The organism is Mesorhizobium sp. M2A.F.Ca.ET.043.02.1.1 (assembly GCF_003952405.1).
Classification (GTDB): domain Bacteria; phylum Pseudomonadota; class Alphaproteobacteria; order Rhizobiales; family Rhizobiaceae; genus Mesorhizobium.
The window spans coordinates 4,761,385-4,783,054 of the sequence record NZ_CP034445.1; the positions used below are offsets into that span (position 1 = coordinate 4,761,385).

Here is a 21,670-nt window from a genome sequence, read left to right on the forward strand (position 1 = left end):
AATGATGCGGTGGCGACCTTACCTATGTTAATGTCGGACCGCGTAAGACGGTCCAAATGACTCCCCTCGGGAGGCTTGCCATGAACGAGAAATTCGCCGGCGCTCGTGTTCTGGTCATGGAAGACGAGTATTTTCTGGCTGAGGATATCACAAAAGCCCTCTTGGGGCTCGGGCTGACGGTCATCGGTCCCTTCGCGACCCGTGACAAGGCCTTGAACTCCCTTGACCTGGATTGCGTCGACGCCGCCATACTTGATCTCGATCTGGCCGGTGGCATCGACTTTGCCGTGGCGGACGCGCTGCTGGAAAGACGGCTTCCGTTTGTGTTCGCCACCGGCTATGACGCTGCTGCCATCCCCCCACGCTTTGCTGAGATTCGCAGGTTCGAAAAACCTTGCGACGCAATGGAACTGGCGCGCCACATTGTGGACATGACGCGCGAGTCGCTGCCGCTCCCTTGCGATCGATAATGGGTTGGTGCCGGACTAAAGCATGTCTCCCGAAAGTGGGAACCGGTTTCAGGATAAAGACATGCGTAAAAATCGAAACCCAAAGCGCATGGAGCGATCTGAAAGGTCGCGACGCGCTTTAGATGGCCGTCAAATCGAAGCTCACGGCATGGCCATGCCTGACGGCCGATCGCGCGATCATGTTGCTCAATTGCGGCCTCTCGACCGAGCAATCCGGCATGACAGTCAAGATGGCCCTCGTGGCCGCGGCGACCGACACCGGCGAGCGCTGCGAGGAACGCGTTTCCATGTAGTGTTCGATGAGTTCGTTCAGCCGCACAGGATGATATTTGATCAAAGCCGCAACCTCCCTTAGCCGCGCTTTTGTTGTGTTGCATTTGATAATTGCGCCGGCCTCGGGCCGCGCATTAACCCATGCGAGGGAGGCGGAAATTCTTTGGAAACTTCAGCGCGGTCAGGACCCGATCGCAAAAGGGCCCGCCTCGCCTGGGGGTAGAGTTAGGCGGGCCCTCCGGCTCTCTTTGGTTGCCACCGTCTTGTAAGCCAGGGCCGAAATTTATCCGAGCCCGCAAAGAGTCGCTTTAACCTGCGTTATTGTCGGGGGCCTGAGCCGGGCGCAGATATCTTCAGCGTCACCCGGCGGACCCGGTTGAGTGGCGCCTGGGGTCGCCCGCGAGGCGCTCAGCCAAGCAACAAGAGAACAAAATGGTCTCCGCTGCCAATGGCTATGACTTTTCCGACATCAAGGCTGTTGCGCGCGAGCTCGTGCAGTCCGATCCGTCCGTGGCGATAGAGGACATAGTCCGCTCGCTTTACGAAGATCTCTACGAAGGCCAACCCTGCCCGCCGGCGTTGATTGAAGCCGTCAAGCAAGCGTTGCAGCACCCGGCCAGCGGGCAAACAGGCGCAGGTGGTACCTGATGTGCGCCGCTCTTGTCCGCCCTGAGCTGCATCGGCCGCTGAGAGTTATCATGGCAGCGCTGGAGCGGTTTGGCGGCTGAAGGGAACATGCGGCTTCCCCCGGTGTTCGGCATCATGGATGATCTGCGCTCGCCTCGCATCCAGCTCGACCTGGAACATCTTCTCCAAACCCGCCGACGCGCGGAGCGTCTGATCGGCGAAACCGGTTCCGCTATCGCCAGAAGTCGGATTTTGCTGCAGCAGTCCCGACAGTTGCTGGCCAAGATCGGGCGGGACAGAAGCCTTGATCCGCCTTGGCAAAATGCTCAAGGCGCCCGGCCAGATGCGCGCGGCCAGAAATAGCGTCAGGCTTGGTCGCCCAGGAAAATCCTGGCGTCCTTTGCGGCGTCTACGAAAGCTTGGCGCGCCACGCGTGGCGGCTTCTCGTCCCGCAACACCGCAAGGCACGCCCTGATGGCGTGATGCCGGGCGCGGGAGTTGGGCTTCGGCCAGGTATGCAGAAGGACGTCGGCCGCATCCAGCACAGTGACCACCACCCGATCACGATCGATCCGGCCGGGCTGCACGATAACCGGTTTGCGAAAACGTTTGATGCGTTTTGAGCGCATGATCGCTTTTGCCGCTGACCATTCGCCCAAAGAGAAGCGCTCAATCCCCGCCGCCATCAACAACCTATTTAAGGCGGCGGCGCAATCATCGTGCAACATAGGTTGGCCTTTGTCCCTCACTTAGGCCAGGCCCGGCCTGCAATCCTGTGTCACGGACGAAAACGCAGGTCGGGCTTCATCCGTACGGGTCATGGTGAGCTGCCAGCGTGTTCAAGCCACCAACGACTGATGTGCGGTCTCCGTTCCGACAGCGGAACATTTGAACCTTTCACCGGTTAGCGCACCACCTGCGCCTCTGCTTGCGGGAGCACAGCCTTCAATCCGGGAAGGAAGATCAATGTCAGGCACCGACTTGTGGTTCATCGTCGTCGCGGGCGGTCCCCTCATTCTCATGCTCGTGATCGTCTACGTTCTCCTTACCCGCCGCCGCCGCGGACCGGCAGAGCGGCGCGAGAGCGACCGGGCAACCCAGCGTCTGTACCGGGACGAAGGCGACTAGCGCCTCTGTCCTGGCGAAGCTCGTCAAAGCGTGACGTCAAGCGCGGAACAACGCCGGTCTGCCGCTGTTTACCGAAACATGGGAATGAAGATCGAAGGCCGGAGCAACGGTTGATGGCCAATGACGAGTTGCCGGGAGTGCTGGCGACGCTGCCGGTTATCGATGCAAAGGCGGAGCCGACGCTGAAGAGCGCGGAGGCGGAAGCGTTCTACACGCATGCAATCCGCGAGCTCACCGCCACCGACATTCCTTTTCTGGTCGCCGGGACCTATGCCGTCAGCGCCTATACCGGTGTCGTGCGCCAGACCAAGGACCTCGACATCTTCTGCAAGCCCGGCGATTGCCCACGCATCCTCACCCATTTCAAGGATATCGGCTACGCCGTCGTGATCGAGGATGACCGCTGGCTGGGCAAGGTCTTCCAGGGCCCGCATTTCTTCGACGTGATCTTTGCGTCCGCCAACGGGACCATGCAGGTCAAGGACCAGTGGCTGGAGCATGCCCGCCAGGTCGAGCTGCTGGGCAGCCGGGTCAGGATCATCGGCCCGACCGAGCTTATCTGGTCGAAATGCTTCATCCAGGACAGGGGCCGGCATGACGGCGCCGACATCGCCCATACCATACTCAAGGCGCATGAGCAGATCGACTGGCAAAGATTGCTCTCCTATCTCGACACCCACTGGGAGGTGCTCTTGATGCAGTTGCTGAATTTCAGATGGATCTATCCCAGCGAACGCGACCACATTCCCGACTGGTTGCTCGACAATCTGCTCGACCGGCTCGCCACGCAGCGGCAACTGCCTTCGCCGCGGATGAAGATCTGTCGCGGCCGGCTTCTGTCGCAGGTCGACTACGAGATCGACGTCAAGGAATGGGGCTTCGCCGGCGTCGGCGGCGTTGGAGAATTCCGCGATGGCTGAACAAAGCAGGACGGGCCGCAAAGCGAGCGGCAACGGCAAGGTCAAGATTGCCGCCATGGGCGACCTGCATGTTCAGGAAGATGCGCAGACTTCCTACCGCGACCTGTTCGGCGAGGTTTCCCGAGAAGCAGACGTCCTGGTGCTCACCGGCGATCTCACCAATCTCGGCAAGCCGAAGGAGGCCGAGCTCCTCGCGGAGGATTTGCGCGCCTGCTCCATTCCCGTGGTCGCGGTGCTCGGCAACCACGATTACGAATCCGGCTGCGTCGACCAGATCGCGGCGACGCTCCGCCAGGCCGGTGTCTATCTCCTCGATGGGCAAGCGACGGAGCTGATGGAAGTCGGCTTTGTCGGCGTCAAGGGTTTTGTCGGCGGCTTCGGCTCGCGGATGCTTGGCTCTTTCGGCGAGCCGGCGATCAAGGCCATGGTGGCCGAGAGCGTCAACGAGGCGATGCGGCTCGAGAACGCCATGCGGCAGGTCCGCGCCAAGCGCACGCTGGTGGTGCTTCACTATGCGCCGATCGCGGAGACGGTCGCCGGCGAGCCGCCGGAAATCTTTCCGTTCCTCGGATCGTCGCGGCTTGCCGAAACGATCGACAGGTTCAAGGTGAGCGCGGTCGTGCACGGCCATGCCCATCGTGGCACCTTCGAAGGCCAGACCCCCGGTGGCGCCAAAGTCTATAACGTCGCCATGCACATCACGAAGCCGACGGGCCGTCCCTACGCGCTGCTCGAAATCTGAACGTTACACCTCGTCGAACCGGCTGCCCTCCTTGGAAGGGTCCTTCGACAGGACACGCTCCTCTTCATCGTCGGGCAAGGCTTCGTCGCTGTCCTGGAAGGGGTTGTCGTCATCCTCTTCCGGAAGGTCCCCTTCGGCTTCGGCATCGTCCTGCGGATCACCGTTCACCGCGACGCTGTCAGGCAGGATCCTGCTGCCCTCCAGAGCGTCCCAGTCCTGCTGTTCGATGGTCGGCGCTTCGGTTTCGTCGGTCTTTGCAGGCCGCTGTTTGTCGCGCGGGTCCATGAGGTTCTCCATTTCTGAGCTTCAACTGAAGAACCTCTCGCCGAAACAGTTGTTCCGCTTCATATCCAATCACGGATGGTTGGCGCGGTTGCCCGGGAACAGCACGGCGCCTTGTGACTTATCGTGCGGAACCGGGAACTTTCATGCCTCGCCAGCTCGATCTCAGAAGCGGCAAACCTGTCTGGTCTGCCTATCGCTCGCCCGCGGTGCCGGCGGAACGCCTGACCCGAGATGCAAAGACCGATGTCCTGATCGTCGGCATGGGCATTAGCGGCGCGATGATGGCCGAAGCTTTGACCCGCGACGGCCACGCCGTCATTTGCATCGACAGGCGTGGGCCGTTGCAGGGCTCGACGGCTGCCACGACGGCGCTCGTCGCGTTCGAGATCGATCAACCGCTGACAAGGCTGTCCAGGATGATTGGAGGCGATGCCGCGCGGCAGGCCTGGATCCGCTCGCGGCTGTCGCTGCTCAACCTGCGCGGACGCATCGCGGAACTCGATATTCGCTGCCGGTCGGCCGAGACGCCGTCGCTCTATTTGGCCGGCAATCGGCTCGATGCACCGGAGCTGCACAGCGAGGCCGAAGCGCGTCGTGAGGCAGGCATTGGAGCGTCCTTCCTGCCACGCAAGAAGCTGAGAGAAGATTTCGGGATAGAGCGCGCCGCAGCGATTCTGAGCCATGGCAATCTGGCGCTCGATCCACGCAAATTGACGTCCGGACTGCTGATGAGGGCGCTGCTAGGCAAAGCGCGGTTCTATGCGCCGACGGAAGCGACGGCGATCGAAGATACCCGCCTCGGCGTGACGGTGGCGACGCGCCAGGGTCCGAGGATCCATGCTCGCCATCTTGTGCTCACGACCGGCTACGAGCTGCTCGATATCGTGCCGAAGATACGCCATCGCATCATCTCGACATGGGCGATTGCCACCCGGCCGCAGCCGGAGAAGATCTGGCCGCTCGCCGCCCTGATCTGGGAAGCTTCGGACCCTTATCTCTATCTCAGGGCGACAGCCGATGGTCGCGTGATCTGCGGCGGCGAAGACGAGGAGTTCACCGACGAGGAGAGGCGTGACGCCCTGATCGCGGAAAAGAGGGACCGACTTGAGGAGAAACTCGGCAAAATCTTCCCGCGACTCGACACCGCGGCGGAATTCGCCTGGACCGGCTCGTTCGGAGCCACCGACACCGGACTTCCGACTATCGGCAGTGTGTCCGGCCACGCGCGCGTTCATGCGGTGATGGGCTACGGCGGAAACGGAATCACGTTTTCACAGATCGCGTCCGAGATCGTCTCGGCTTCCATCGCCGGCAAGGAGGATGCGGATGCGAGCCTCTTCGAGTTCAAGGGATGATCCTCCAGGCTGTCTCCGACAGATTAATGCATGTCGCCCAAAAGTGATCTCGGTTTTGGGAAGACGACATGCATGAAACAAAAACCTAAAGCGCGTCGCATGAATCCGGTTTAACGCGACGCGCTTTAGAGGCTACGCGATCTGTTCGAACGTGCACTGCCGCGGCGCCTTGTCCGGTCGCCAGCGCAGCAACCTCGTGCCATGCCGGAAGCGCTCACCGGTGACATGGTCGAAACGAACCTCGACGACCAGGTCCGGCTTCACCGGCTCCCATTCACCGCTGCGCTCGGTGCTCCAGCGGCTCGGACCGCCCGGCGCCTTGCCGGTGAAGCCCGGCCCTCCGCGCAACGCCTCGAGCTTCGCCGTGAGCGCCGCGCGGTCTTCATTGGCGATGGTCGATGTGAAGCCGACATGATCGAGCTGCCCATTGTCGTTGTAGAGGCCGAGCAGAAGCGATCCGACCTGTCGTTTGCCGTTCAGATAGCGGAAACCGCCGACCACGCAGTCGGCGGTGCGCAGCCGCTTGACCTTGACCATCGCGCGCTCGCCTGGCCGATATGGCTCGTCGAGCATCTTGGCGACGACACCATCGGTCGGGCCGTGGCCGGCGCCTTGCAGCCATTGCCTGGCGGTGGCGACATTGGTGGTCGATGGCGACAGCTGGAGGCCGGGATTGGTCGCCTTGGACAGAAAGGCCTCCAAAGCCTCGCGCCGGGCCCGCAAGGGTCGTTCGAGCATGATCTTGCCTCCCGGGGAGACCAGCATGTCGAACAGGATCAGCCGCGCCGGCGTCTCGATGCTGAGCTTGCGGATACGGCTCTCCGCGGGGTGCAGCCGCATCTGCAGCGCATCGAAGGAAGCGCGACCGTCGATCTCGATGACGATCTCGCCGTCGACGATGAAATCCTCCGCATCGAGGCTCTGCATCGTCGCCACCAATTCGGGAAAGTAACGGCCAAGCGGCTTTCCGGATTTCGCCCTGAGATCGACGGCCTTGCCGTCCTTGAAGGCAAGGCAGCGGAAGCCATCCCATTTCGGCTCGTATTGCCAGGAACCATTTCCCTCGGGCAAGGCTTCCGCCGTTCGCGCTTCCATCGGCGGCGTTTCCGATGGCAACGGCAAGTCGCTCCGGCGCGCCGCTACCATCGTTCTTCCGTGTCATGGTGCGGCAGGTCGATGCCGCAGCAGACCCAGCCGAGCCGTTGCGAGGAACCGTAATTGTGACGCGGCTCAAGCCCGGACGGATCGTCAAAGGTCCCGATATGCATCGCGACCTCGTACGGGTTCGCGTCATAGGCAAGGGTAAGAGGCGTACCGCAGGACTGGCAGAAGCTTCTGCGGGCAATCGGCGAGGAGCGGCGGTAGGTTGGTTCCGTGGTCAGCCACGAGAGGCCGGCGACAGGCGTCCAGCCAAGCACGGCGAAGGCGCTCCCGGTCGTGCGCCGGCACATATCGCAATGGCAGTAATGCACGCGCGGCTCCCCCGTCAGGCGGTAGCGGATGTTGCCGCACAGGCATCCGCCGTATCGCTCGAGGGCTGCGTTTCGCGTAAAGACGTCCGCATGTTCCATCAAGCTTGAACGCTCGATCGAAGATGCGGTTTCGATAGCGCGAGATTTTACGCGTCGAGATCGATCAGGGCGATGCCGAGGCCCGGTCGTTTCGTACGCCGCAGATGGACGGATTCCGTCACCGTGACTTCGAGGGTCGGCTTCACCACGCCTTCCAGCAGGTGCCCACCGCGGGTGGATCCGTCGCTCAGGCCCAGCACCGCATGCAGATGCAGGCTTGGCTTGCCGCTGTCGTCGACGGCGATGTCGCCGATGGCGCTCAGCACCTCACACTGCTCGTCGACCGGTAGCTTGCGGTAGGATTTCGAGCCGAAATCGAACCAGCCGACCGTTGCTCTTTCGAAAGCGCCGATTGCCGTCAGCGAGGCGCCGGTAATTCCCTTCTGCCCCGCGAAAGCCGTGAGGGAGGCGAAGGCTTCCTCGCCCGGATCGAGCACGACCACAAATATTCGTTGTCCAGAGGTTTCAGTGACCAGCTTCGATTTCATGATGCCCTACTGACGGAGAGATGGACTGGCACAGAACGCCTCGCCACGCTGCATGTTCCCGGCGAAGCCTCGCGGCACTCCGGTTGAGCAGGAGCCTCACAGTTTGGTGAAGTGTCGCGGTTCTGCGTTCAGCGCCGGAACAATGGAACCATCGAAAGGTTAGCGCACAAGACCAGCCAGCCAGGAGCGAGCCATGTCCCAGCCTTCCACATCAAACAACGGGTTCAGTCGAAGAAGGTTCATGGCAGGTACTGTTTCGGCGGCGGCAGCACCGTTGCTAGCATCGACCGCGCGGGCTGAGGCGCCAGTCATCCCCCAAACAAAATTGAGGCAGCCGGTCGTAACGTCGCTCAGGATCAACGAGCAGCCCTATGAACTTTCGCTCGACACCCGAACCAGCCTGCTCGACGCCCTCCGCGATCATGCCGGCCTTACCGGCACCAAAAAGGGCTGCGACCACGGCCAGTGCGGCGCCTGCACGGTGCTGGTCGACGGCAAGCGGGTGCTGTCTTGCCTGAGCTTCGCCGTGATGAACGAAGGCAAGGACATCACGACGGTCGAAGGGCTCGCCTCCAGCGACGGCAAGCTGCATCCGATGCAGCAGGCCTTCATCGACCACGATGCCTTCCAGTGCGGCTATTGCACGCCGGGCCAGATCCTGTCGGCGATCGGTTGCGTCAATGAAGGTCACACCGAATCCGAGAATGACATCCGCGAATATATGAGCGGCAATATCTGCCGCTGCGCCGCCTATCCCAACATCGTCGCCGCCATCCTGCAGGCGCGCGACGAGACGAAGGGAGCCTGACATGCGTCCGTTCGTCTATGAACAGCCTGCCGACGTCTCCGCGGCGGTCGCGATCGCGTCCCGGTTCACGACCAACGACGATCAACCCACGCGAGCAAATGCGCAGTTCATCGCGGGGGGTACCAACCTTGCCGACTACATGAAACTCGGCGTGGCGGAACCCAACCGCCTGCTTGATCTCAACCGGCTCAAGGAGTCTGAACTGAGGCAAATCCGGGTAACCGATGACGGCATCCGCTTCGGCGCCCTGGTGCGTATGGGCGAGGCTGCGGATCACCGAGAGGTCAAGGAGCGCTATCCCGTCATTGCCGACAGTTTGCGTTTGGCGGCAAGCGGCCAGATCCGCAACATGGCAAGCCTGGCCGGAAACATCCTGCAACGCACGCGCTGCGAATATTTTCGCGAGACGTCTTGGCAATGCAACAAGCGTGTGCCTGGCTCCGGCTGCGCGGCGATGGAAGGCTTCAACCGGCAGCATGCGGTTCTGGGGGACAGCGATGCATGCATCGCCACTTACCATGGCGATTTCGCCCAGGCGTTGATCGTGCTCGATGCTGTCGTCCATGCCGAAGGCTCGCGCGGCGCACGAAAGATCCCGTTCGCCAAGCTGCATCGGCAGCCCGGCGACACCCCGCATATCGAGACCGATCTCGCCGCCGAGGAGATCATCACCGCCATCGAAGTGCCGGCTCTGCCGTGGGCACGGCGCTCGCTTTACCTGAAAATCCGCGACCGCGAATCCTATGCCTTTGCGCTGGCTTCGGCGGCCGTCGCGCTCGACCTGGACGGCGAGACCGTGCGCGAGGCACGCATTGCGCTCGGCGGTGTGGCGACCGTGCCCTGGCGTGCCGGCGCGGCCGAACAAAGCCTGCAAGGAAAGAAACTCGACGAGACATCGGCAGAAGCGGCGGCCGACGCCGCCTTCGCCCAAGCCCAACCGCGCCAGCACAACGCATTCAAGATCGAGCTTGGAAAACGAACGCTGGTGCGGGCGCTGCTTGAAACCCGAGACATGAAGGTGTGACCATGGACGCTGCCGCTCCCAGACCCAAGGAGAACATGGGCGAACCGCTGCCGCGCGTCGATGCACGGTTGAAAGTCACCGGACAAGCCCACTACCCCGCCGATCTGCCCACCGCCAACATTGCTTATGGCGCGCTGGCCACCAGCAGCATTGCCAAGGGCAAAGTGACGAAGCTTCGTCTCGACGACGCCCGCGCGGTGCCCGGCCTGCTCGACATCGTCACCTATGGCGACATGGACAAGGTCGACAAACCGAAATTCGGCAATTCCGGCGCGACTTCTATCGGACCGCTGCACGATCGGACGATCTTCCATGACGGTCAGATCGTCGCGCTCGCGGTTGCTGAGACATTCGAGGCGGCCGAAGAAGCGGGGCGGCTGATCCGCGCCGAATACGAGGAAGAGAAGCCGACTGCGACTTTCGACAGCCCGGGGACGGCGACCATCCCTGCCGCCGGAAAGAGCCCTCTGTTCAAGGAAGATGTTAAGGCGGGCGACTTCGATGCGGCCTATGCCGATGCCGCGGTCAAGATCGACCAGCGCTATTCGACACCCACGCAGCATCACAACCCGATCGAGCTGTTTTCAACGACGGCCTTCTGGGAAGGCGACCAACTGACCGTTCACGAGCCGTCGCAGAATGTGACCGGCTGGAAGGTCGAGCTGGCAAGGCAGTTGAAGATTGATCCTGCGAAGGTACGCATCGTCAGCCCCTTCATCGGCGGGGCCTTTGGCTCGAAGGGGCCGATGACTCCGCGCACGGCAATCGTGGCGGTGGCCGCCAAGCGCCTCGGACGTCCGGTGCGCTGCGTGACCAGCCGCATGCAGGCATTCGGCACGCAGACCTACCGGGCCGAAACCCGGCACCGCATCCGCATCGGCGCCGGCAAGGACGGCCGCATCACCGCCTTCGCGCATGAAGGCTGGGAGGTGACGTCGCGCCCGGACGCCTATGTCGTCGGCGGCACGTCGGCCACCGGCCGCATGTACGGCTACGGCTCGGTGCTGACCCATGTCTCGCTGGTGCAGGCGGACCGCAACACGCCGGGCTACATGCGCTCACCGCCTGAGACGCCTTATGTTTACGCGCTTGAAAACGCTATGGACGAGATGGCAGTGGCGCTTGGCATGGATCCGGTCCAATTCCGTCGGATCAATGAACCGAAGGCGGAGCCGATTGGCAAGAAGCCGTTCTCCAGCCGTTCGCTGATCCAGTGCTACGACCAGGCTGCGGAGGCCTTCGGCTGGGCCAAGCGCGATCCGAAGGTCGGCGCGATGCGCGACGGGGACTGGCTGGTCGGCATGGGTTGCGCAACGGCGATTTACCCCACTGCCGTCGCGCCATGCGCGGCGCGCGTGCGCCTGACGGTCGACGGCGATGTGCGGCTGCAATGCGGTTCGCACGAGATCGGCACAGGCGTTCGCACGGTGGCCGGCCAGATGGCGTCGGAGCGTCTCGGCGTGAGCATCGATAGGATCAGCGTCGAAATGGGCGACAGCAGCCTGCCTCCGGCTCCGGTCTCGGGCGGGTCGATCTCCACGGCAAGTGTTTGCTCGGCGGTGCTCATGGCCTGCGACGCTATCCGCACCAAGCTCTACGCCGCAGCGACCGCGGAAGGCGGTCCGCTGGCCAGCTCCCATAATGAGAAATTCGAGCTTGCCGACGGCAAGATCGTGGCGAAGAGCGGCGCCTCGGCCAAGGTCGGGGATGTCCTGAAAGCCATGCAGGTCGGCGCGATCGAGGAATATGCCGAGTTCGCCCCCAAGGGCGCGACGCCGGAGGCGCTGAAGAAGCTCTATGCCGGAAAGCCGGAGTTCCATGGCGGCGAGCAGGACGAGGATTCGGTGAAATACGCCTTCGGCGCCGAGTTCGTCGAAGTCCGCATCAACCGCTATACCAGGGAAGTCCGCGTGCCGCGCATCGTCGGCGCCTTTGCCGCCGGCCGCATCATGAACACCCGCACGGCGCGCAGCCAGTTGATGGGCGGCATGATCTGGGGCATCGGTCAGGCGTTGCATGAGGCGACCGAGGTCGACAGGCGCTACGCGCGCTATGTGAATCGCGACCTGCAAGACTACCTTGTGCCCGTCAATGCCGACATCAAGGACCTGCAGGTGATCCTGGTGCCGGAGGTCGACCATGCGGTCAATCCCGCCGGCGTGAAAGGCCTCGGCGAGCTCGGCAATGTCGGCACGGCCGCTGCCGTCGCCAGCGCGGTCTATCACGCCACCGGCAAGCGTATCCGCGACCTGCCGATCAGGATCGAGCAACTGCTCGTCTAACAGTCCTGCTACTCCTTCGGACGGGCAAGGCGCTCAGCCGTGCGTCCAGCTCCCGAAGATGATCCTCGGCACGCGGACTTGGTCGGCATTAGCGCCTGGAGAGGCAACATAGGCGACGCCCCCGGCAGTTGGCGCTATAGGCGTTGTCCCGCACCTTCGGTCCAAGCGCCATTCTTCCTTTGCCGGTGCGGGCATCGGCGGAAATGCCGATGTCCTGGCCGGGCGATAAGAGTACGATGTCACTCGCCGGCAGGCACGCCGGCATAGTTTTTGGTCTTGAAGAGCCCGGCCAGATGAGCGGCATTGGAAGCCGCCATCTTGATCATGCTGACGACTTTCTCCGGTGTCCCGGGAAGATCGACGAAGTTGACGTCGCCCATCGCTTCTCCAACCCAGTAAACGCCGCCATTGGCGGGAACGGTGAAGCCGACATCGTTGAGCGCCTGATAGCACTCGGCATGGCAGTGATGGGCGCCATCCTCATTGCCGACGATCGCCACCAACGCGACCTTGCCTGCCGCCGGCATGCGTCCGCTGTCGTCGGTCTCGGACAGGAATGCGTCCATCCGCTCCATCACGCGCTTGGCAACGGACGACGGCTGCCCCATCCAGATTGGCAGGCCAAGGATGAAGATGTCGGCGGCCAGGATCTTTTCCCGCAGCTTCGGCCAGTCGTCGGCTTCGCCCAGGTCGGAGAGCACGCCGGGCTTGATATTGTGGGCGAGCGCACGTGCCGTTTCGCATCCGACGTCATGTGCCGCCAAAGCGTTGGTCAACTCGGCAAGCATTCGATCGGTCGAGGACTCGTCATCGTCCCGAGGAATCTTGAGTGTGCAATTCAAGGCAAAAGCGGTGAGCGGCATCGAATGTTCCCGGCTGAATATGATGACCAACGCGAAGGGCAGCCACTGGTTGCCTCTTTCTGCGCAACAGCCAGCCGGAAAGAGTCAGGTGTTTTCATTGGCAAGGTGGGCGTGGCCAGAATGCCGTCGCGACCTCACGCGCCTCAAGCGCCAGTTCGGTTCCGGCTAACGGAGCCGAATGTTGCGGTTAGGCTGTTGAAGATAGTAACGAAAGAACATCGCATTGAAAAACAAAGGTTTAGGTGCAGATACGCACAACCTTAAGTCGCTGGTGCCAGAGGCGGAATCTAAGTGAAAAAAATCCTCGTTTGCTTTCAGATGCGTAGGGAAGGTCAGCCGCAGTTGCTACCAACAGAAATGGATAGGTTCGGTTCCCCAATAGAACCTGTGCGTCCCTTGCCACTGTATCTCGGATGGCGCGGTGATCGAGCCTCAGGGTTCGCTACGCGGAGGCAGCGTATCGGAGATTGAAACCGTCATCATCTTGGGACTGGCGGAGTGAGCATCTTCAATCTTAGGCGATATTCGAAAGTCATGCGCAAGGAATGTCAGCCTTGCGCCTCATCTCAGGCGTAGAGTCAAGCTCCGTCGTTGCCTGAAAACAGATCGCGTGCTTTGCCTCTATGGAGGCAGGAGCGAATTCTCTCAAGCCATGTCACGTCGATAAATCATCAACTCGTTCTCGCCTTCCTGTACGGTCCGTCCCCACTGATTGCAAACGACGAACCGCAGACGAACAATCGCGCGGGCCGGATTGCGAGTGGCCCGCTTTTCCGCGACCGTCACCTCGGCTTTGATGATGTCGCCGGCGAGCACCGGGGCTGAAAACCTCCAGCTCCAGCCGAGCGAGGCCACGGCTCGGAACCGGGCGACGGCATTGTTCTTCAGACCATCGACAAGGGACAGCACAAGCAGACCATGCGCTACACGCGCCGGGAAGCCGTGCCGATGTGCCGCCTCGTCGCTCATATGGATTTCGAACCGGTCACCGGTCATTTCCGCGAACGCTTCTATGATGGCCGCGGTCACTTCTGTGGAAGGCGTTTCGAAATGGTCGCCGATCTCCACGCCCTCGTAGCTCAACCCGAGGCCTGTGAGCGGTTTCCCTCGGACGTCGACACTCATGCCGGCACCGGCGCGTCTTCCCGCAACAGCCCGTTCTTCTTCAGGTCTTGCCAGAACTCGCCGGGGATCGGGTAACTGAACCAGGCAAGGTTCTGCTCGAGTTGCTGGACGGTGCGAGTGCCGGCGCAGAAGGACGGGATGGCCGGATGCGCCACCACGAACTGCAAGGCGGCGGCCGGCAGCGGCACGCCATGCGCGCGGCAGACCTCCTCGATCTTCGCCACTTTCTCCATGACGGGCTTTGGCGCCGGTGAATAATTGTACTTGGCGCCGGGAACGGCGCCCGTGGCCAGGATGCCGGAATTGAAGCCCCCGCCGACCAGCACCGCCGCGCCGCGCTCGACGCAAAGCGGCAGGAACTCGTCGAGGGCTTCCTGTTCGAGCAGCGTATAGCGGCCCGCCAGCAGGAAGCAGTCGAAGTCGCGCTGCTTCAGCGCCTCGTGGCAAACCTGCCATTCGTTGACCCCAACGCCGATCGCCTTCACGACGCCTTCGGAGCGCAGTTTCTCCAATGCCCGCCAGCAGCCATTCATCGCCTGCCGGAAAACTTCCGGCTGCTCGTCGCCACGGGTGAACCGATCGATGTCATGGATGAACAGCATGTCGATGTGTTCAAGCGCCAGGCGCTGCAGCGAATCCTCGAACGACCGCATTGTGCCGTCGTAGGAGTAATCGAAATTCATGGTGTTCGGCGCGGCGTTTGACCACGGCGCGAAGTCGATCTCGGAGCGCTTCGCGGGCTTCAGCACCCGGCCCACCTTGCTGGCGAGGACGAACTCGTGGCGCTTCTTCCAGCGCAGCGAATGCCCGGCCCGCAGTTCCGAGAGGCCGTGGCCGTACATCGGCGCCGTGTCGTAGAAGCGTATGCCCGCGTCCCATGCGGTCTGAATCATGGCATCCGCAGTCTGCTCGTCTATGGGATGAAGGAAATTGCCGATGGGAGCGGTTCCGAACGCGAAGGCCGTGACGTTGAGGCCGGACCGGCCGAATACGCGCTTGTCAGATGGCTTCATGATATCCTCCATTAGTAACCATCTGGTTATTTCTAGTTAAGTTCGACCGAAGCCGCAAGCACTTGTAACGGCAACGCATGGCGATGCGAAGTCCGCCGCTTGACGCCGCCGACGATTCCAGCGTAGGAGTAACTAGATAGTTACATAGGGAGGTCGGCCGTGCCGCTGAGCGAAACGCAGCAGCAGGTGCGCGAGATGGCGCGCCAGTTTGCCGAGGATGTCATTCGTCCAGTTGCCGAGGCGCTTGATCGGGATGAGCGCTTTCCTGGCGAGATATATGAGCAGATGGGCGAGCTCGGTCTCTTCGGTATCGGCGTTCCGGAGGCCATGGGCGGTCCCGGCTTCGACACGCTTACCTATGCGCTGGTGATGGAAGAGCTGTCGCGCGGCTATGCGTCCGTCGCCGATCAATGCGGCCTCGTCGAGCTGATCAGCACCTTGCTTGTCCAGCATGGCAGCGAGGCGCAGCGGCAGCAGTGGCTGGGTCCGGCCATGCGCGCCGAGAAGAAGGCTGCCTACTGCATCACCGAGCCTGAAGCCGGGACCGATGTTTCCGGGATACGCACCACCGCGACGCGCGACGGGGACGGATGGCGGCTGAACGGCGGCAAGATCTGGATCCACAACGCGCCGGTCGCCGACGTCGGTTTCGTGCTGGCGCGCACCGACAAGGATGCGGGCCATCGCGGCATGTCGATCTTCATCGTCGACCTGCACGCCAAGGGAATAGAGCGCGGTCCGAAGGAACATAAGATGGGTCAGCGGGCCAGCCAGGTCGGCGCGCTCAATTTCAACGATGTCGTCCTGGGTCCCGAAGCGCTGCTGGGCGAAGAAGGTCGCGGTTTCCACATGATGATGAGCGTGCTGGACAAGGGGCGTGTCGGCATCGCCTCGCTGGCCGTCGGCATAGCGCAGGCCGGGCTCGAGGCAGCGGTCGACTATGCCCAGCAGCGGCGTCAGTTCGGCAAGCCGATTGCCGATTTCCAGGGCGTGCAGTGGCTGCTTGCCGACATGGCGAAGGACATCGAGGCGGCCCGTCTGCTCGTGCGCAGCGCCGCCGAGAAGATCGATGCGGGGGAGAATGCAACCAAGGCCTGCTCGATCGCCAAATGTTTCGCGGGAGACATAGCCGTGGCGCGCACCGCCGATGCCGTGCAGGTCTTCGGCGGCTCCGGCTACATACGCGGCTTCGAGGTCGAGCGCCTCTATCGGGATGCCAAGATCACCCAGATCTATGAAGGCACCAACCAGATCCAGCGCATGATCATCGCCCGCGAGCTCCTCAAGCATGGAGCCCGGGCGTGAGTGCCGGATCGCGTCATGCAGCCTTCGTCACGGGATCGAGCCGCGGCATCGGGCTTGCGACGGCATTGGAGCTCGCCCGGCGCGGATTCGGCGTGGCGCTCAACGGTCCGTCCGATGACGAGGAATTGAAAGCCGCCGAAGCCGCCGTCGCTGCGCTCGGCCGCCCGGTCGCGCGTGTCGCGGGCGACGTTGCCGATCTCGGCGGCCACGAAAGCATGCTCGAAGCCGCCGAGGCCGCCATCGGTCCCCTGTCGACGCTGATCAACAATGCCGGCGTGTCGGTCATTTCTCGCGGCGACCCGCTCGACGTGACGGAGGAGAGCTACGACCGCTGCCAGGCAATCAACACCAAGGCGCAGTTCTTCCTGTCGCAGCGTTGGGCCAGGCGGCTGCTTGCCCGCGAGCGCGATGACGGCCGCTTCTACAGCCTGATCAACGTCTCTTCCTCCAATGCCACGGCGGTGGCGGAGCCGCGCGCCGAATATTGCGTGTCCAAGGCCGGGTCCGCGATGGTCAGCCAGGTCTTCGCCGTCCGCCTTGGTCGCGAGAACATCGCTGTCTTCGACATCAGGCCTGGCCTGATCGAAACGGCCATGACCAAGGCGGTCAGCGAGACTTATCAGCGCCGCATCGACGAGGAGGGGCTGACATTGATCCGCCGCCTCGGCAAGCCGGAAGATGTCGGTCGCGTCATGGCGACGCTCGCCACGGGCGAGCTGCCCTATACGACCGGCCATGTCATTGCCGTCGACGCGGGCATGCTGGTGCCGCGGTTCTGACTGCGGCGTATCGTCAGGGAGAACGCCATGATCATCCAACTGCCGGATAACACGGGCAGACTTTCCGACTACCGGCTTCAAGGCAAGACGATTCCGGCCGCGCGATTGCCCTCTGATGCGCCACGTACCGTGCTGTCGGCGGCCCATGTTGTGGCGGATCCTTTCAGCTTCAACGATCCCGGCGGTCCCGCCGCCATCGACTGGAAGGCCACGATGGCATTCAGGTGCCATCTTCACGGCCTCGGCCTCGGCATCGCCGAGGCGATGGACACCGCGCAGCGTGGCATGGGCCTCGATTGGCCTTCGGCCTTGGAGCTGATCCGCAGGACCAGGAGCGAGCTGCCCGACGCGCTCGTCTTCAACGGCGCCGGCACCGATCAGCTCGGACCGGCCGATGCACGCACGCTCGACGATGTTCGCCGAGCCTATTTCGAGCAGCTCGAGGCCATCCAGAAGGTCGGCGGCAGATTGATCGTCATGGCCAGCCGGGCATTGGCGGCCGTGGCGCGTTCGCCCGAGGATTATGTTTCGATCTATGGCGATGTGCTCGCGCGCTGCGACAGGCCGGTGATCCTGCACTGGCTGGGAGAGATGTTCGATCCGGCCCTCAAGGGTTATTGGGGAGCCGCCCGCTTCGAGGACGCGCTCGAGACGGTCTTGGCGATCATCGGAAACAACACCGCTAGGGTCGACGGCATCAAGATTTCCCTCCTCGACAAGGAGAAGGAGATCGCGATGCGCCGCCGTCTGCCCGCCGGCGTGAAGATGTATACCGGCGACGACTTCAATTATCCGGAGCTGATCGCGGGTGACGAACAGGGGTTCTCGCACGCTCTGCTTGGTATCTTCGATCCCTTGGCGCCGGCCGCCGCCTACGCCATCGATCGGCTCGGCCGGGGCGATAGCCAGGGGTTCCACGCCGCGCTGGATCCTACCGTGCCGCTCGCGCGCCTGATCTTTCGAGCGCCCACCCAATACTACAAGACGGGGGTCGTGTTCCTCGCCTGGCTGAACGGGTTCCAGGATCATTTCGTCATGCTCGGGGGCGCCCAGTCGATGCGGCCGCTGCCCTATTTCGTGGAAGTGTTCAAGCTGGCCGACGGCTGCGGCCTCCTGGCGGATCCCGAGCTGGCGGCCGCACGCATGCGCAAGCTGCTTGCCCTTTATGGGCTCTGACCGGAAACATGCGCGACTTCACGGCGAACCATTCCGCGCTGGCGCTCAATACGGCGACGCTCGGCCATAATCTGGACGGGCACGGCGCGGGCTGGCCTATCGAGCGTGTGCTTGATGCCTGCGCTGAGCGCGGCATACCCGGCATTGTCTTCTGGCGTCGCGAAATCGGCGACCGCGCCGTCGAGATCGGCGAGCGGGTTCGCGCGGCCGGCCTGAGTGTCGTCGGACTGTGCCGCGCGCCTTACCTCACCGGCCCGCTTGCGCTGCCCGGCCGCGCGGCGATCATGGACGATTTCCGCGCCGCGATCGACATGGCCGCCGGTCTCGGCGCGCCTGTTCTGACCATCGTTTGCGGTGGGGTCGAGCCGGGAACGAAAGGCATCGGCGAAAGCCTCAAGCTGGTCGCTGACCGTGTCGCCGAAGCTGCAGCCTACGCGGCGGCCAGCAACGTTCGCCTGGCTCTGGAGCCGCTGCATCCGGTTTATGGTGGCGACCGCTCCTGCCTGGTGACGATGCGCGACGCGGTCGATCTTTGCCTTGCCATTGATGCGCCCAACGTTGGCGTCGCGGTCGACGTCTACCACGTCTGGTGGGATCGCGCGCTCGCCGGCGAATTGCTGCGGGCCGGGCCGAAACGCATTTTTGGCTATCACCTGTGCGATTGGCTGGCTCAGACACGCGACGTGCTGCTCGACCGCGGCATGATGGGAGAGGGCGTGGCCGACCTGAAGGCGATCCGCGCGGCGGTGGAAGCGGCCGGCTACGACGGGCCGTGCGAGGTGGAGGTGTTCTCGGCGCAGAACTGGTGGAAGCGTGAACCCGGGGACGTGCTGGACACTTGCGTGGAGCGTTTCCGATCCGTTTGTTGAAGACAGAAGCTGGACAGCGGGGCATCGCTCGCAACCGTACGGATATGCCACGTTCGAGGGCTGTTGAGTGGTCAACCGCCGCCCTGCGAAACAGATTTCTACTGCGTTCAGATCGGGCTCGAGATCAATCTCTCGACCGGAGGCCCTTTTCCCGGAAGGCAGCCAGGCCCGCCCGTAGGTCGTCGCTGCCGGCGGCGATACGTCCGGCAAACGCATCCAGGACACGCTCCCGTTCCTCGCCTTCGGCAGCGTTGATTAGCATCTTGGCGAGCTCCGTGGCGGTAGCGGACCGGCCTGCGACGATAGCGGCAAGTTGTTCGGCCGCCGCGAGGCCGTCACCCTTGCCGACGACCTTGTCGACAAGCGACAATCTCAAGGCCTCGTCGGCGGAATAGACCTCGCCGAAGAGCGACATGCGGCGGATCAACTGGGTGCCGAAACGGCGAGCCGTGCGCTGGGTGCCCGACCAGCCCGGTGTGATCCCAAGGCCGGTTTCAGGCAGACCGATGCGGGCGTGGGCCTCGGCGATCCGATAGTCGGCGCAGGCCGCAAGCTCCAGGCCTCCGCCAAGGCAATGGCCGTTGAGGACGGCAATGACCGGTTGCGAAAGCCTGGCGAGAGCGTCGAAGCCGGCATGGCCGTCGCGGATCCAATGGCGCGCGAACTCCGCCGGATCGAGCGCGCTCCAGGCGGCGACGTCGCCGCCCGCGCAGAACGACTTCTCGCCCTCGCCGGTCAGGATCAGCACCTTCGCCGCGGAACGCTCCACCGCCCTGCACAACGGCACGAGCGCATCGACCATCGCGGCATCGAGGGCGTTGAGCTTCTCAGGCCGGCGGATGGTCACTCGCGCGACCGCTCCGTCGAAGCTGAGGTCGAGGCGGGGATCGCTCACAGCCGCAACCCGATCGGCTGGTCGAGGAACAGCGCCGCCTCCATCAGCTTCAGTGCCGGCGAGACCACGAGAGGAGCCGCCGCCTGCCGCAGGACATCGCGCTCGAGGTCGAGCCCGGGGGCTATTTCGGTGACGACCAGGCCGTCGGCGGTCAGGCGGATGACGCATCTTTCCGTCACATAGGTGACGTCCTGGCCCTGGCTGACGGCGCGCGCGCCTGAGAAGCTGACCTGGTCCACCTTCGGGACGATCTTTGCGACCTTGCCTTCCTTGTCGATGACCAGCTTGCCGTTCTCCAGCCGCATCTTCGCGCCGGCGTTGAAGTTGCCGGAGAACACGATCTTGCGCGCCCGCGAGGTGATGTCCACGAAGCCGCCGGCGCCGGCGGTGCGATGCGGCGTCGAGGAAAGCCGCGAGACGTTGACGGATCCGTCGGAGCCGATTTCGAGGAACGACAGCAAGGAGCAGTCGAAGCCTCCGGCCTGGAAGTAGGTGAAAAGGTGCGGGGAGGCGACGAAGGCTTCCGCGTTGGAGGCGCAGCCGAACTTGAAGTCGAGCAACGGCACGCCGCCCACCGGCCCTTGCTCGATCACCCAGGTGACGGCGCCGTGCAGGCCCTCTTCGATCAGGATGCGAGGCACGTTGGCCGAGATTCCGAAGCCGATATTGACTGCCCAGCCCGCTCGAAGCTCCTGCGCGACGCGACGCGCGATGACCTTGGAGACATTGTATTCCGGGGTACGGAATGTGTGCAGCGGCCGGAACAGTTCTCCCGATATGGCCGGGTCATAAGCGGTCGCCGTGGTCTGCAGCTGGTCCGGCGCCTCGACGATGAAATCCACCAGGATACCGGGCACATGCACATCATGCGGCCGCAGCGTGCCCTGAGCCGCGACGCGCTTGACCTGGGCAATGACGATGCCGCCGCAGTTGCGCGCCGCAAGCGCCATTTCCATGGCGCCAAGCGTCGCGCCTTCCTGCTCGAAGGTGAGGTTTCCCTTCTCGTCGGCGGTAGTCGCGCGGATGATCGCCACATCCGGCCGGAGGGGAGGGAAGTGAAGCCAGGTCTCGCCGTTGAACTCGACGCGCCGCACGATCGGCGCCTTCCGGGCCGAAGCGTTCATGGCTCCGCCCTCGAGCATCGGATCGACAAATGTCTCCATGCCGACCTTGGTCAACACACCCGGACGCTGCGCCGCGCCCTCGCGCAGCATGTCGAACACGATCCCGGAGGGGAAGTTCCAGGCCGCCACATCCTCGGCAAGGATACGCTGCCAGATCAGCGGCGGCTCGGCGTTGGTCGGTCCTGAGGGATATGAGCCGCCGATGATGCGGCTGATCAAGCCCGGCAGGGCGATGTGATCGACCCCCTTGGTGCCGAACATGTCGCCGGCGGCAATCGGATGGATGGTGGTGATGTTGCGCGGCGCCCCTTCGGCCGCGAAACGTTTGCCAAGGGCTTCCAGCACGGCATCCGGGCAAAGCAGACCGGACGACGAATTGACCGCTACCACCGCTCCGTCGCCTATCGCGGCGACAGCCTCCGCTGCGGACCTGACCTTGCTCACGCTACCTCTCCATAAGGCTTGGCAATAAGTAACTAGATAGTTATAAACGTGATATAGCCGCCTGCGGCTTGCAAGGCAAGCTCCGCGCCGACGGCAACCAGCGG

Annotated in this window: 25 protein-coding genes; 15 read left to right on the forward strand and 10 right to left on the reverse strand. The window is 63.3% G+C overall.

Going from position 1 to position 21,670, the window contains the following annotated elements; genetic code table 11:
• The first annotated feature begins 80 nt into the window (after positions 1–80).
• From EJ068_RS22640 to EJ068_RS22650, 4 genes are all read left to right on the forward strand, one after another.
• Complete coding sequence (locus EJ068_RS22640; RefSeq protein WP_127250834.1) at positions 81–470, forward strand: response regulator; 390 nt, start codon at positions 81–83, stop codon at positions 468–470.
• Positions 471–592: 122 nt separating this feature from the next.
• Entirely contained in the window at positions 593–763 is a 171-nt protein-coding gene (locus EJ068_RS32750; RefSeq protein ID WP_189341984.1) for a hypothetical protein, read from the forward strand.
• 412 nt (positions 764–1,175) lie between these two features.
• Positions 1,176–1,391, forward strand: a complete 216-nt coding sequence (locus EJ068_RS22645; RefSeq protein ID WP_127250835.1) for a hypothetical protein — start codon at positions 1,176–1,178, stop codon at positions 1,389–1,391.
• 87 nt (positions 1,392–1,478) lie between these two features.
• The gene (locus EJ068_RS22650; protein ID WP_127250836.1) at positions 1,479–1,733 is read left to right on the forward strand and encodes a hypothetical protein; all 255 of its coding nucleotides are present in this window, start codon (positions 1,479–1,481) and stop codon (positions 1,731–1,733) included.
• A gap of 2 nt (positions 1,734–1,735) precedes the next feature.
• On the opposite strand, the gene EJ068_RS22655 is transcribed toward EJ068_RS22650, so the two are convergent.
• The gene (locus EJ068_RS22655; RefSeq protein ID WP_245463193.1) at positions 1,736–2,098 is read right to left on the reverse strand and encodes a DUF982 domain-containing protein; all 363 of its coding nucleotides are present in this window, start codon (positions 2,096–2,098) and stop codon (positions 1,736–1,738) included.
• 238 nt (positions 2,099–2,336) lie between these two features.
• On the opposite strand from EJ068_RS22655, the gene EJ068_RS32755 reads away from it, so the two are divergent.
• The 3 genes from EJ068_RS32755 to EJ068_RS22665 all read left to right on the forward strand — a co-directional run bounded on the left by EJ068_RS32755 (position 2,337) and on the right by EJ068_RS22665 (position 4,160).
• Positions 2,337–2,498 carry a hypothetical protein gene (locus EJ068_RS32755; RefSeq protein ID WP_189341621.1) on the forward strand — a complete coding sequence of 54 codons (162 nt, stop codon included), beginning with the start codon at positions 2,337–2,339 and terminating at the stop codon, positions 2,496–2,498.
• A 113-nt stretch (positions 2,499–2,611) separates the two neighbouring features.
• The gene (locus EJ068_RS22660) at positions 2,612–3,418 is read left to right on the forward strand and encodes a hypothetical protein (RefSeq protein WP_127250837.1); all 807 of its coding nucleotides are present in this window, start codon (positions 2,612–2,614) and stop codon (positions 3,416–3,418) included.
• Complete coding sequence (locus EJ068_RS22665; RefSeq protein ID WP_127250838.1) at positions 3,411–4,160, forward strand: metallophosphoesterase; 750 nt, start codon at positions 3,411–3,413, stop codon at positions 4,158–4,160. Before EJ068_RS22660 ends, EJ068_RS22665 begins: the two co-directional genes overlap by 8 nt.
• Before the next feature lie 3 nt (positions 4,161–4,163).
• Here the strand turns inward: EJ068_RS22665 and EJ068_RS22670 are convergent, their stop codons facing one another.
• Positions 4,164–4,445 (reverse strand): hypothetical protein, encoded by a 282-nt coding sequence (locus EJ068_RS22670; protein ID WP_127250839.1) that lies wholly within the window; start codon positions 4,443–4,445, stop codon positions 4,164–4,166.
• A gap of 143 nt (positions 4,446–4,588) precedes the next feature.
• Between EJ068_RS22670 and EJ068_RS22675 the strand changes: the two genes are divergently transcribed.
• The gene (locus tag EJ068_RS22675) at positions 4,589–5,800 is read left to right on the forward strand and encodes an FAD-binding oxidoreductase (RefSeq protein ID WP_127250840.1); all 1,212 of its coding nucleotides are present in this window, start codon (positions 4,589–4,591) and stop codon (positions 5,798–5,800) included.
• A gap of 132 nt (positions 5,801–5,932) precedes the next feature.
• On the opposite strand, the gene EJ068_RS22680 is transcribed toward EJ068_RS22675, so the two are convergent.
• Genes EJ068_RS22680 through EJ068_RS22690 form a run of 3 tightly spaced genes read right to left on the reverse strand, consistent with a single transcriptional unit; the run spans position 5,933 to position 7,859 of the window.
• A complete protein-coding gene (locus tag EJ068_RS22680) occupies positions 5,933–6,946 on the reverse strand; it encodes an ATP-dependent DNA ligase (protein ID WP_127250841.1) in 1,014 nt (337 codons plus the stop codon).
• Positions 6,940–7,371: a GFA family protein gene (locus EJ068_RS22685; RefSeq protein WP_127250842.1), complete on the reverse strand. Its 432-nt coding sequence runs from the start codon at positions 7,369–7,371 to the stop codon at positions 6,940–6,942. Before EJ068_RS22685 ends, EJ068_RS22680 begins: the two co-directional genes overlap by 7 nt.
• Positions 7,372–7,418: 47 nt before the next feature.
• Entirely contained in the window at positions 7,419–7,859 is a 441-nt protein-coding gene (locus tag EJ068_RS22690; RefSeq protein ID WP_127250843.1) for a PPC domain-containing DNA-binding protein, read from the reverse strand.
• Between the two features lie 241 nt (positions 7,860–8,100).
• On the opposite strand from EJ068_RS22690, the gene EJ068_RS22695 reads away from it, so the two are divergent.
• From EJ068_RS22695 to EJ068_RS22705, 3 genes are read left to right on the forward strand one after another with little or no spacing between them, the layout of a single operon-like run.
• Entirely contained in the window at positions 8,101–8,667 is a 567-nt protein-coding gene (locus EJ068_RS22695; RefSeq protein ID WP_245463195.1) for a (2Fe-2S)-binding protein, read from the forward strand.
• A 1-nt stretch (position 8,668) separates the two neighbouring features.
• Positions 8,669–9,691, forward strand: a complete 1,023-nt coding sequence (locus EJ068_RS22700; RefSeq protein ID WP_127250845.1) for a xanthine dehydrogenase family protein subunit M — start codon at positions 8,669–8,671, stop codon at positions 9,689–9,691.
• 2 nt (positions 9,692–9,693) lie between these two features.
• The gene (locus tag EJ068_RS22705; protein ID WP_129554868.1) at positions 9,694–11,973 is read left to right on the forward strand and encodes a xanthine dehydrogenase family protein molybdopterin-binding subunit; all 2,280 of its coding nucleotides are present in this window, start codon (positions 9,694–9,696) and stop codon (positions 11,971–11,973) included.
• 239 nt (positions 11,974–12,212) lie between these two features.
• Here the strand turns inward: EJ068_RS22705 and EJ068_RS22710 are convergent, their stop codons facing one another.
• The 3 genes from EJ068_RS22710 to EJ068_RS22720 all read right to left on the reverse strand — a co-directional run bounded on the left by EJ068_RS22710 (position 12,213) and on the right by EJ068_RS22720 (position 14,974).
• Positions 12,213–12,836, reverse strand: coding sequence for an NAD(P)H-dependent oxidoreductase (locus EJ068_RS22710; RefSeq protein ID WP_127250847.1), 624 nt, complete (start codon positions 12,834–12,836; stop codon positions 12,213–12,215).
• A 645-nt stretch (positions 12,837–13,481) separates the two neighbouring features.
• The gene (locus tag EJ068_RS22715) at positions 13,482–13,961 is read right to left on the reverse strand and encodes a MaoC family dehydratase (protein ID WP_127250848.1); all 480 of its coding nucleotides are present in this window, start codon (positions 13,959–13,961) and stop codon (positions 13,482–13,484) included.
• Positions 13,958–14,974 (reverse strand): aldo/keto reductase, encoded by a 1,017-nt coding sequence (locus EJ068_RS22720; RefSeq protein ID WP_127250849.1) that lies wholly within the window; start codon positions 14,972–14,974, stop codon positions 13,958–13,960. Before EJ068_RS22720 ends, EJ068_RS22715 begins: the two co-directional genes overlap by 4 nt.
• Before the next feature lie 159 nt (positions 14,975–15,133).
• On the opposite strand from EJ068_RS22720, the gene EJ068_RS22725 reads away from it, so the two are divergent.
• Genes EJ068_RS22725 through EJ068_RS22740 form a run of 4 tightly spaced genes read left to right on the forward strand, consistent with a single transcriptional unit; the run spans position 15,134 to position 19,103 of the window.
• Complete coding sequence (locus EJ068_RS22725; protein WP_127250850.1) at positions 15,134–16,279, forward strand: acyl-CoA dehydrogenase family protein; 1,146 nt, start codon at positions 15,134–15,136, stop codon at positions 16,277–16,279.
• A complete protein-coding gene (locus EJ068_RS22730; protein WP_127250851.1) occupies positions 16,276–17,058 on the forward strand; it encodes a 3-ketoacyl-ACP reductase in 783 nt (260 codons plus the stop codon). Before EJ068_RS22725 ends, EJ068_RS22730 begins: the two co-directional genes overlap by 4 nt.
• 27 nt (positions 17,059–17,085) lie before the next feature.
• Positions 17,086–18,234, forward strand: coding sequence for a dihydrodipicolinate synthase family protein (locus tag EJ068_RS22735; RefSeq protein WP_126079148.1), 1,149 nt, complete (start codon positions 17,086–17,088; stop codon positions 18,232–18,234).
• Between the two features lie 8 nt (positions 18,235–18,242).
• Complete coding sequence (locus EJ068_RS22740; RefSeq protein ID WP_127250852.1) at positions 18,243–19,103, forward strand: sugar phosphate isomerase/epimerase family protein; 861 nt, start codon at positions 18,243–18,245, stop codon at positions 19,101–19,103.
• A gap of 124 nt (positions 19,104–19,227) precedes the next feature.
• Here the strand turns inward: EJ068_RS22740 and EJ068_RS22745 are convergent, their stop codons facing one another.
• Complete coding sequence (locus EJ068_RS22745; protein WP_127250853.1) at positions 19,228–19,998, reverse strand: enoyl-CoA hydratase/isomerase family protein; 771 nt, start codon at positions 19,996–19,998, stop codon at positions 19,228–19,230.
• A complete protein-coding gene (locus EJ068_RS32975) occupies positions 19,995–21,566 on the reverse strand; it encodes an acyl CoA:acetate/3-ketoacid CoA transferase (RefSeq protein ID WP_129554869.1) in 1,572 nt (523 codons plus the stop codon). The genes EJ068_RS22745 and EJ068_RS32975 overlap by 4 nt, the downstream gene beginning before the upstream one ends.
• Positions 21,567–21,670 lie beyond the last annotated feature (104 nt).

Bases quoted from the DNA above. Each gene is read 5' to 3' on its own strand.
- EJ068_RS22740 (WP_127250852.1), top strand. From the start codon at position 18,243: ATGCGCGACTTCACGGCGAACCATTCCGCGCTGGCGCTCAATACGGCG.
- EJ068_RS22700 (WP_127250845.1), top strand. From the start codon at position 8,669: ATGCGTCCGTTCGTCTATGAACAGCCTGCCGACGTCTCCGCGGCGGTC.
- EJ068_RS22665 (WP_127250838.1), top strand. From the start codon at position 3,411: ATGGCTGAACAAAGCAGGACGGGCCGCAAAGCGAGCGGCAACGGCAAG.
- EJ068_RS22705 (WP_129554868.1), top strand. From the start codon at position 9,694: ATGGACGCTGCCGCTCCCAGACCCAAGGAGAACATGGGCGAACCGCTG.
- EJ068_RS22645 (WP_127250835.1), top strand. From the start codon at position 1,176: ATGGTCTCCGCTGCCAATGGCTATGACTTTTCCGACATCAAGGCTGTT.
- EJ068_RS22680 (WP_127250841.1), bottom strand. From the start codon at position 6,946: ATGGTAGCGGCGCGCCGGAGCGACTTGCCGTTGCCATCGGAAACGCCG.
- EJ068_RS32755 (WP_189341621.1), top strand. From the start codon at position 2,337: ATGTCAGGCACCGACTTGTGGTTCATCGTCGTCGCGGGCGGTCCCCTC.
- EJ068_RS22640 (WP_127250834.1), top strand. From the start codon at position 81: ATGAACGAGAAATTCGCCGGCGCTCGTGTTCTGGTCATGGAAGACGAG.
- EJ068_RS22670 (WP_127250839.1), bottom strand. From the start codon at position 4,445: ATGGACCCGCGCGACAAACAGCGGCCTGCAAAGACCGACGAAACCGAA.
- EJ068_RS22710 (WP_127250847.1), bottom strand. From the start codon at position 12,836: ATGCCGCTCACCGCTTTTGCCTTGAATTGCACACTCAAGATTCCTCGG.
- EJ068_RS22690 (WP_127250843.1), bottom strand. From the start codon at position 7,859: ATGAAATCGAAGCTGGTCACTGAAACCTCTGGACAACGAATATTTGTG.
- EJ068_RS22655 (WP_245463193.1), bottom strand. From the start codon at position 2,098: ATGTTGCACGATGATTGCGCCGCCGCCTTAAATAGGTTGTTGATGGCG.
- EJ068_RS22650 (WP_127250836.1), top strand. From the start codon at position 1,479: ATGCGGCTTCCCCCGGTGTTCGGCATCATGGATGATCTGCGCTCGCCT.
- EJ068_RS32750 (WP_189341984.1), top strand. From the start codon at position 593: ATGGCCGTCAAATCGAAGCTCACGGCATGGCCATGCCTGACGGCCGAT.
- EJ068_RS22675 (WP_127250840.1), top strand. From the start codon at position 4,589: ATGCCTCGCCAGCTCGATCTCAGAAGCGGCAAACCTGTCTGGTCTGCC.
- EJ068_RS22695 (WP_245463195.1), top strand. From the start codon at position 8,101: ATGGCAGGTACTGTTTCGGCGGCGGCAGCACCGTTGCTAGCATCGACC.
- EJ068_RS22685 (WP_127250842.1), bottom strand. From the start codon at position 7,371: ATGGAACATGCGGACGTCTTTACGCGAAACGCAGCCCTCGAGCGATAC.
- EJ068_RS22715 (WP_127250848.1), bottom strand. From the start codon at position 13,961: ATGAGTGTCGACGTCCGAGGGAAACCGCTCACAGGCCTCGGGTTGAGC.
- EJ068_RS22660 (WP_127250837.1), top strand. From the start codon at position 2,612: ATGGCCAATGACGAGTTGCCGGGAGTGCTGGCGACGCTGCCGGTTATC.
- EJ068_RS22720 (WP_127250849.1), bottom strand. From the start codon at position 14,974: ATGAAGCCATCTGACAAGCGCGTATTCGGCCGGTCCGGCCTCAACGTC.
- EJ068_RS22735 (WP_126079148.1), top strand. From the start codon at position 17,086: ATGATCATCCAACTGCCGGATAACACGGGCAGACTTTCCGACTACCGG.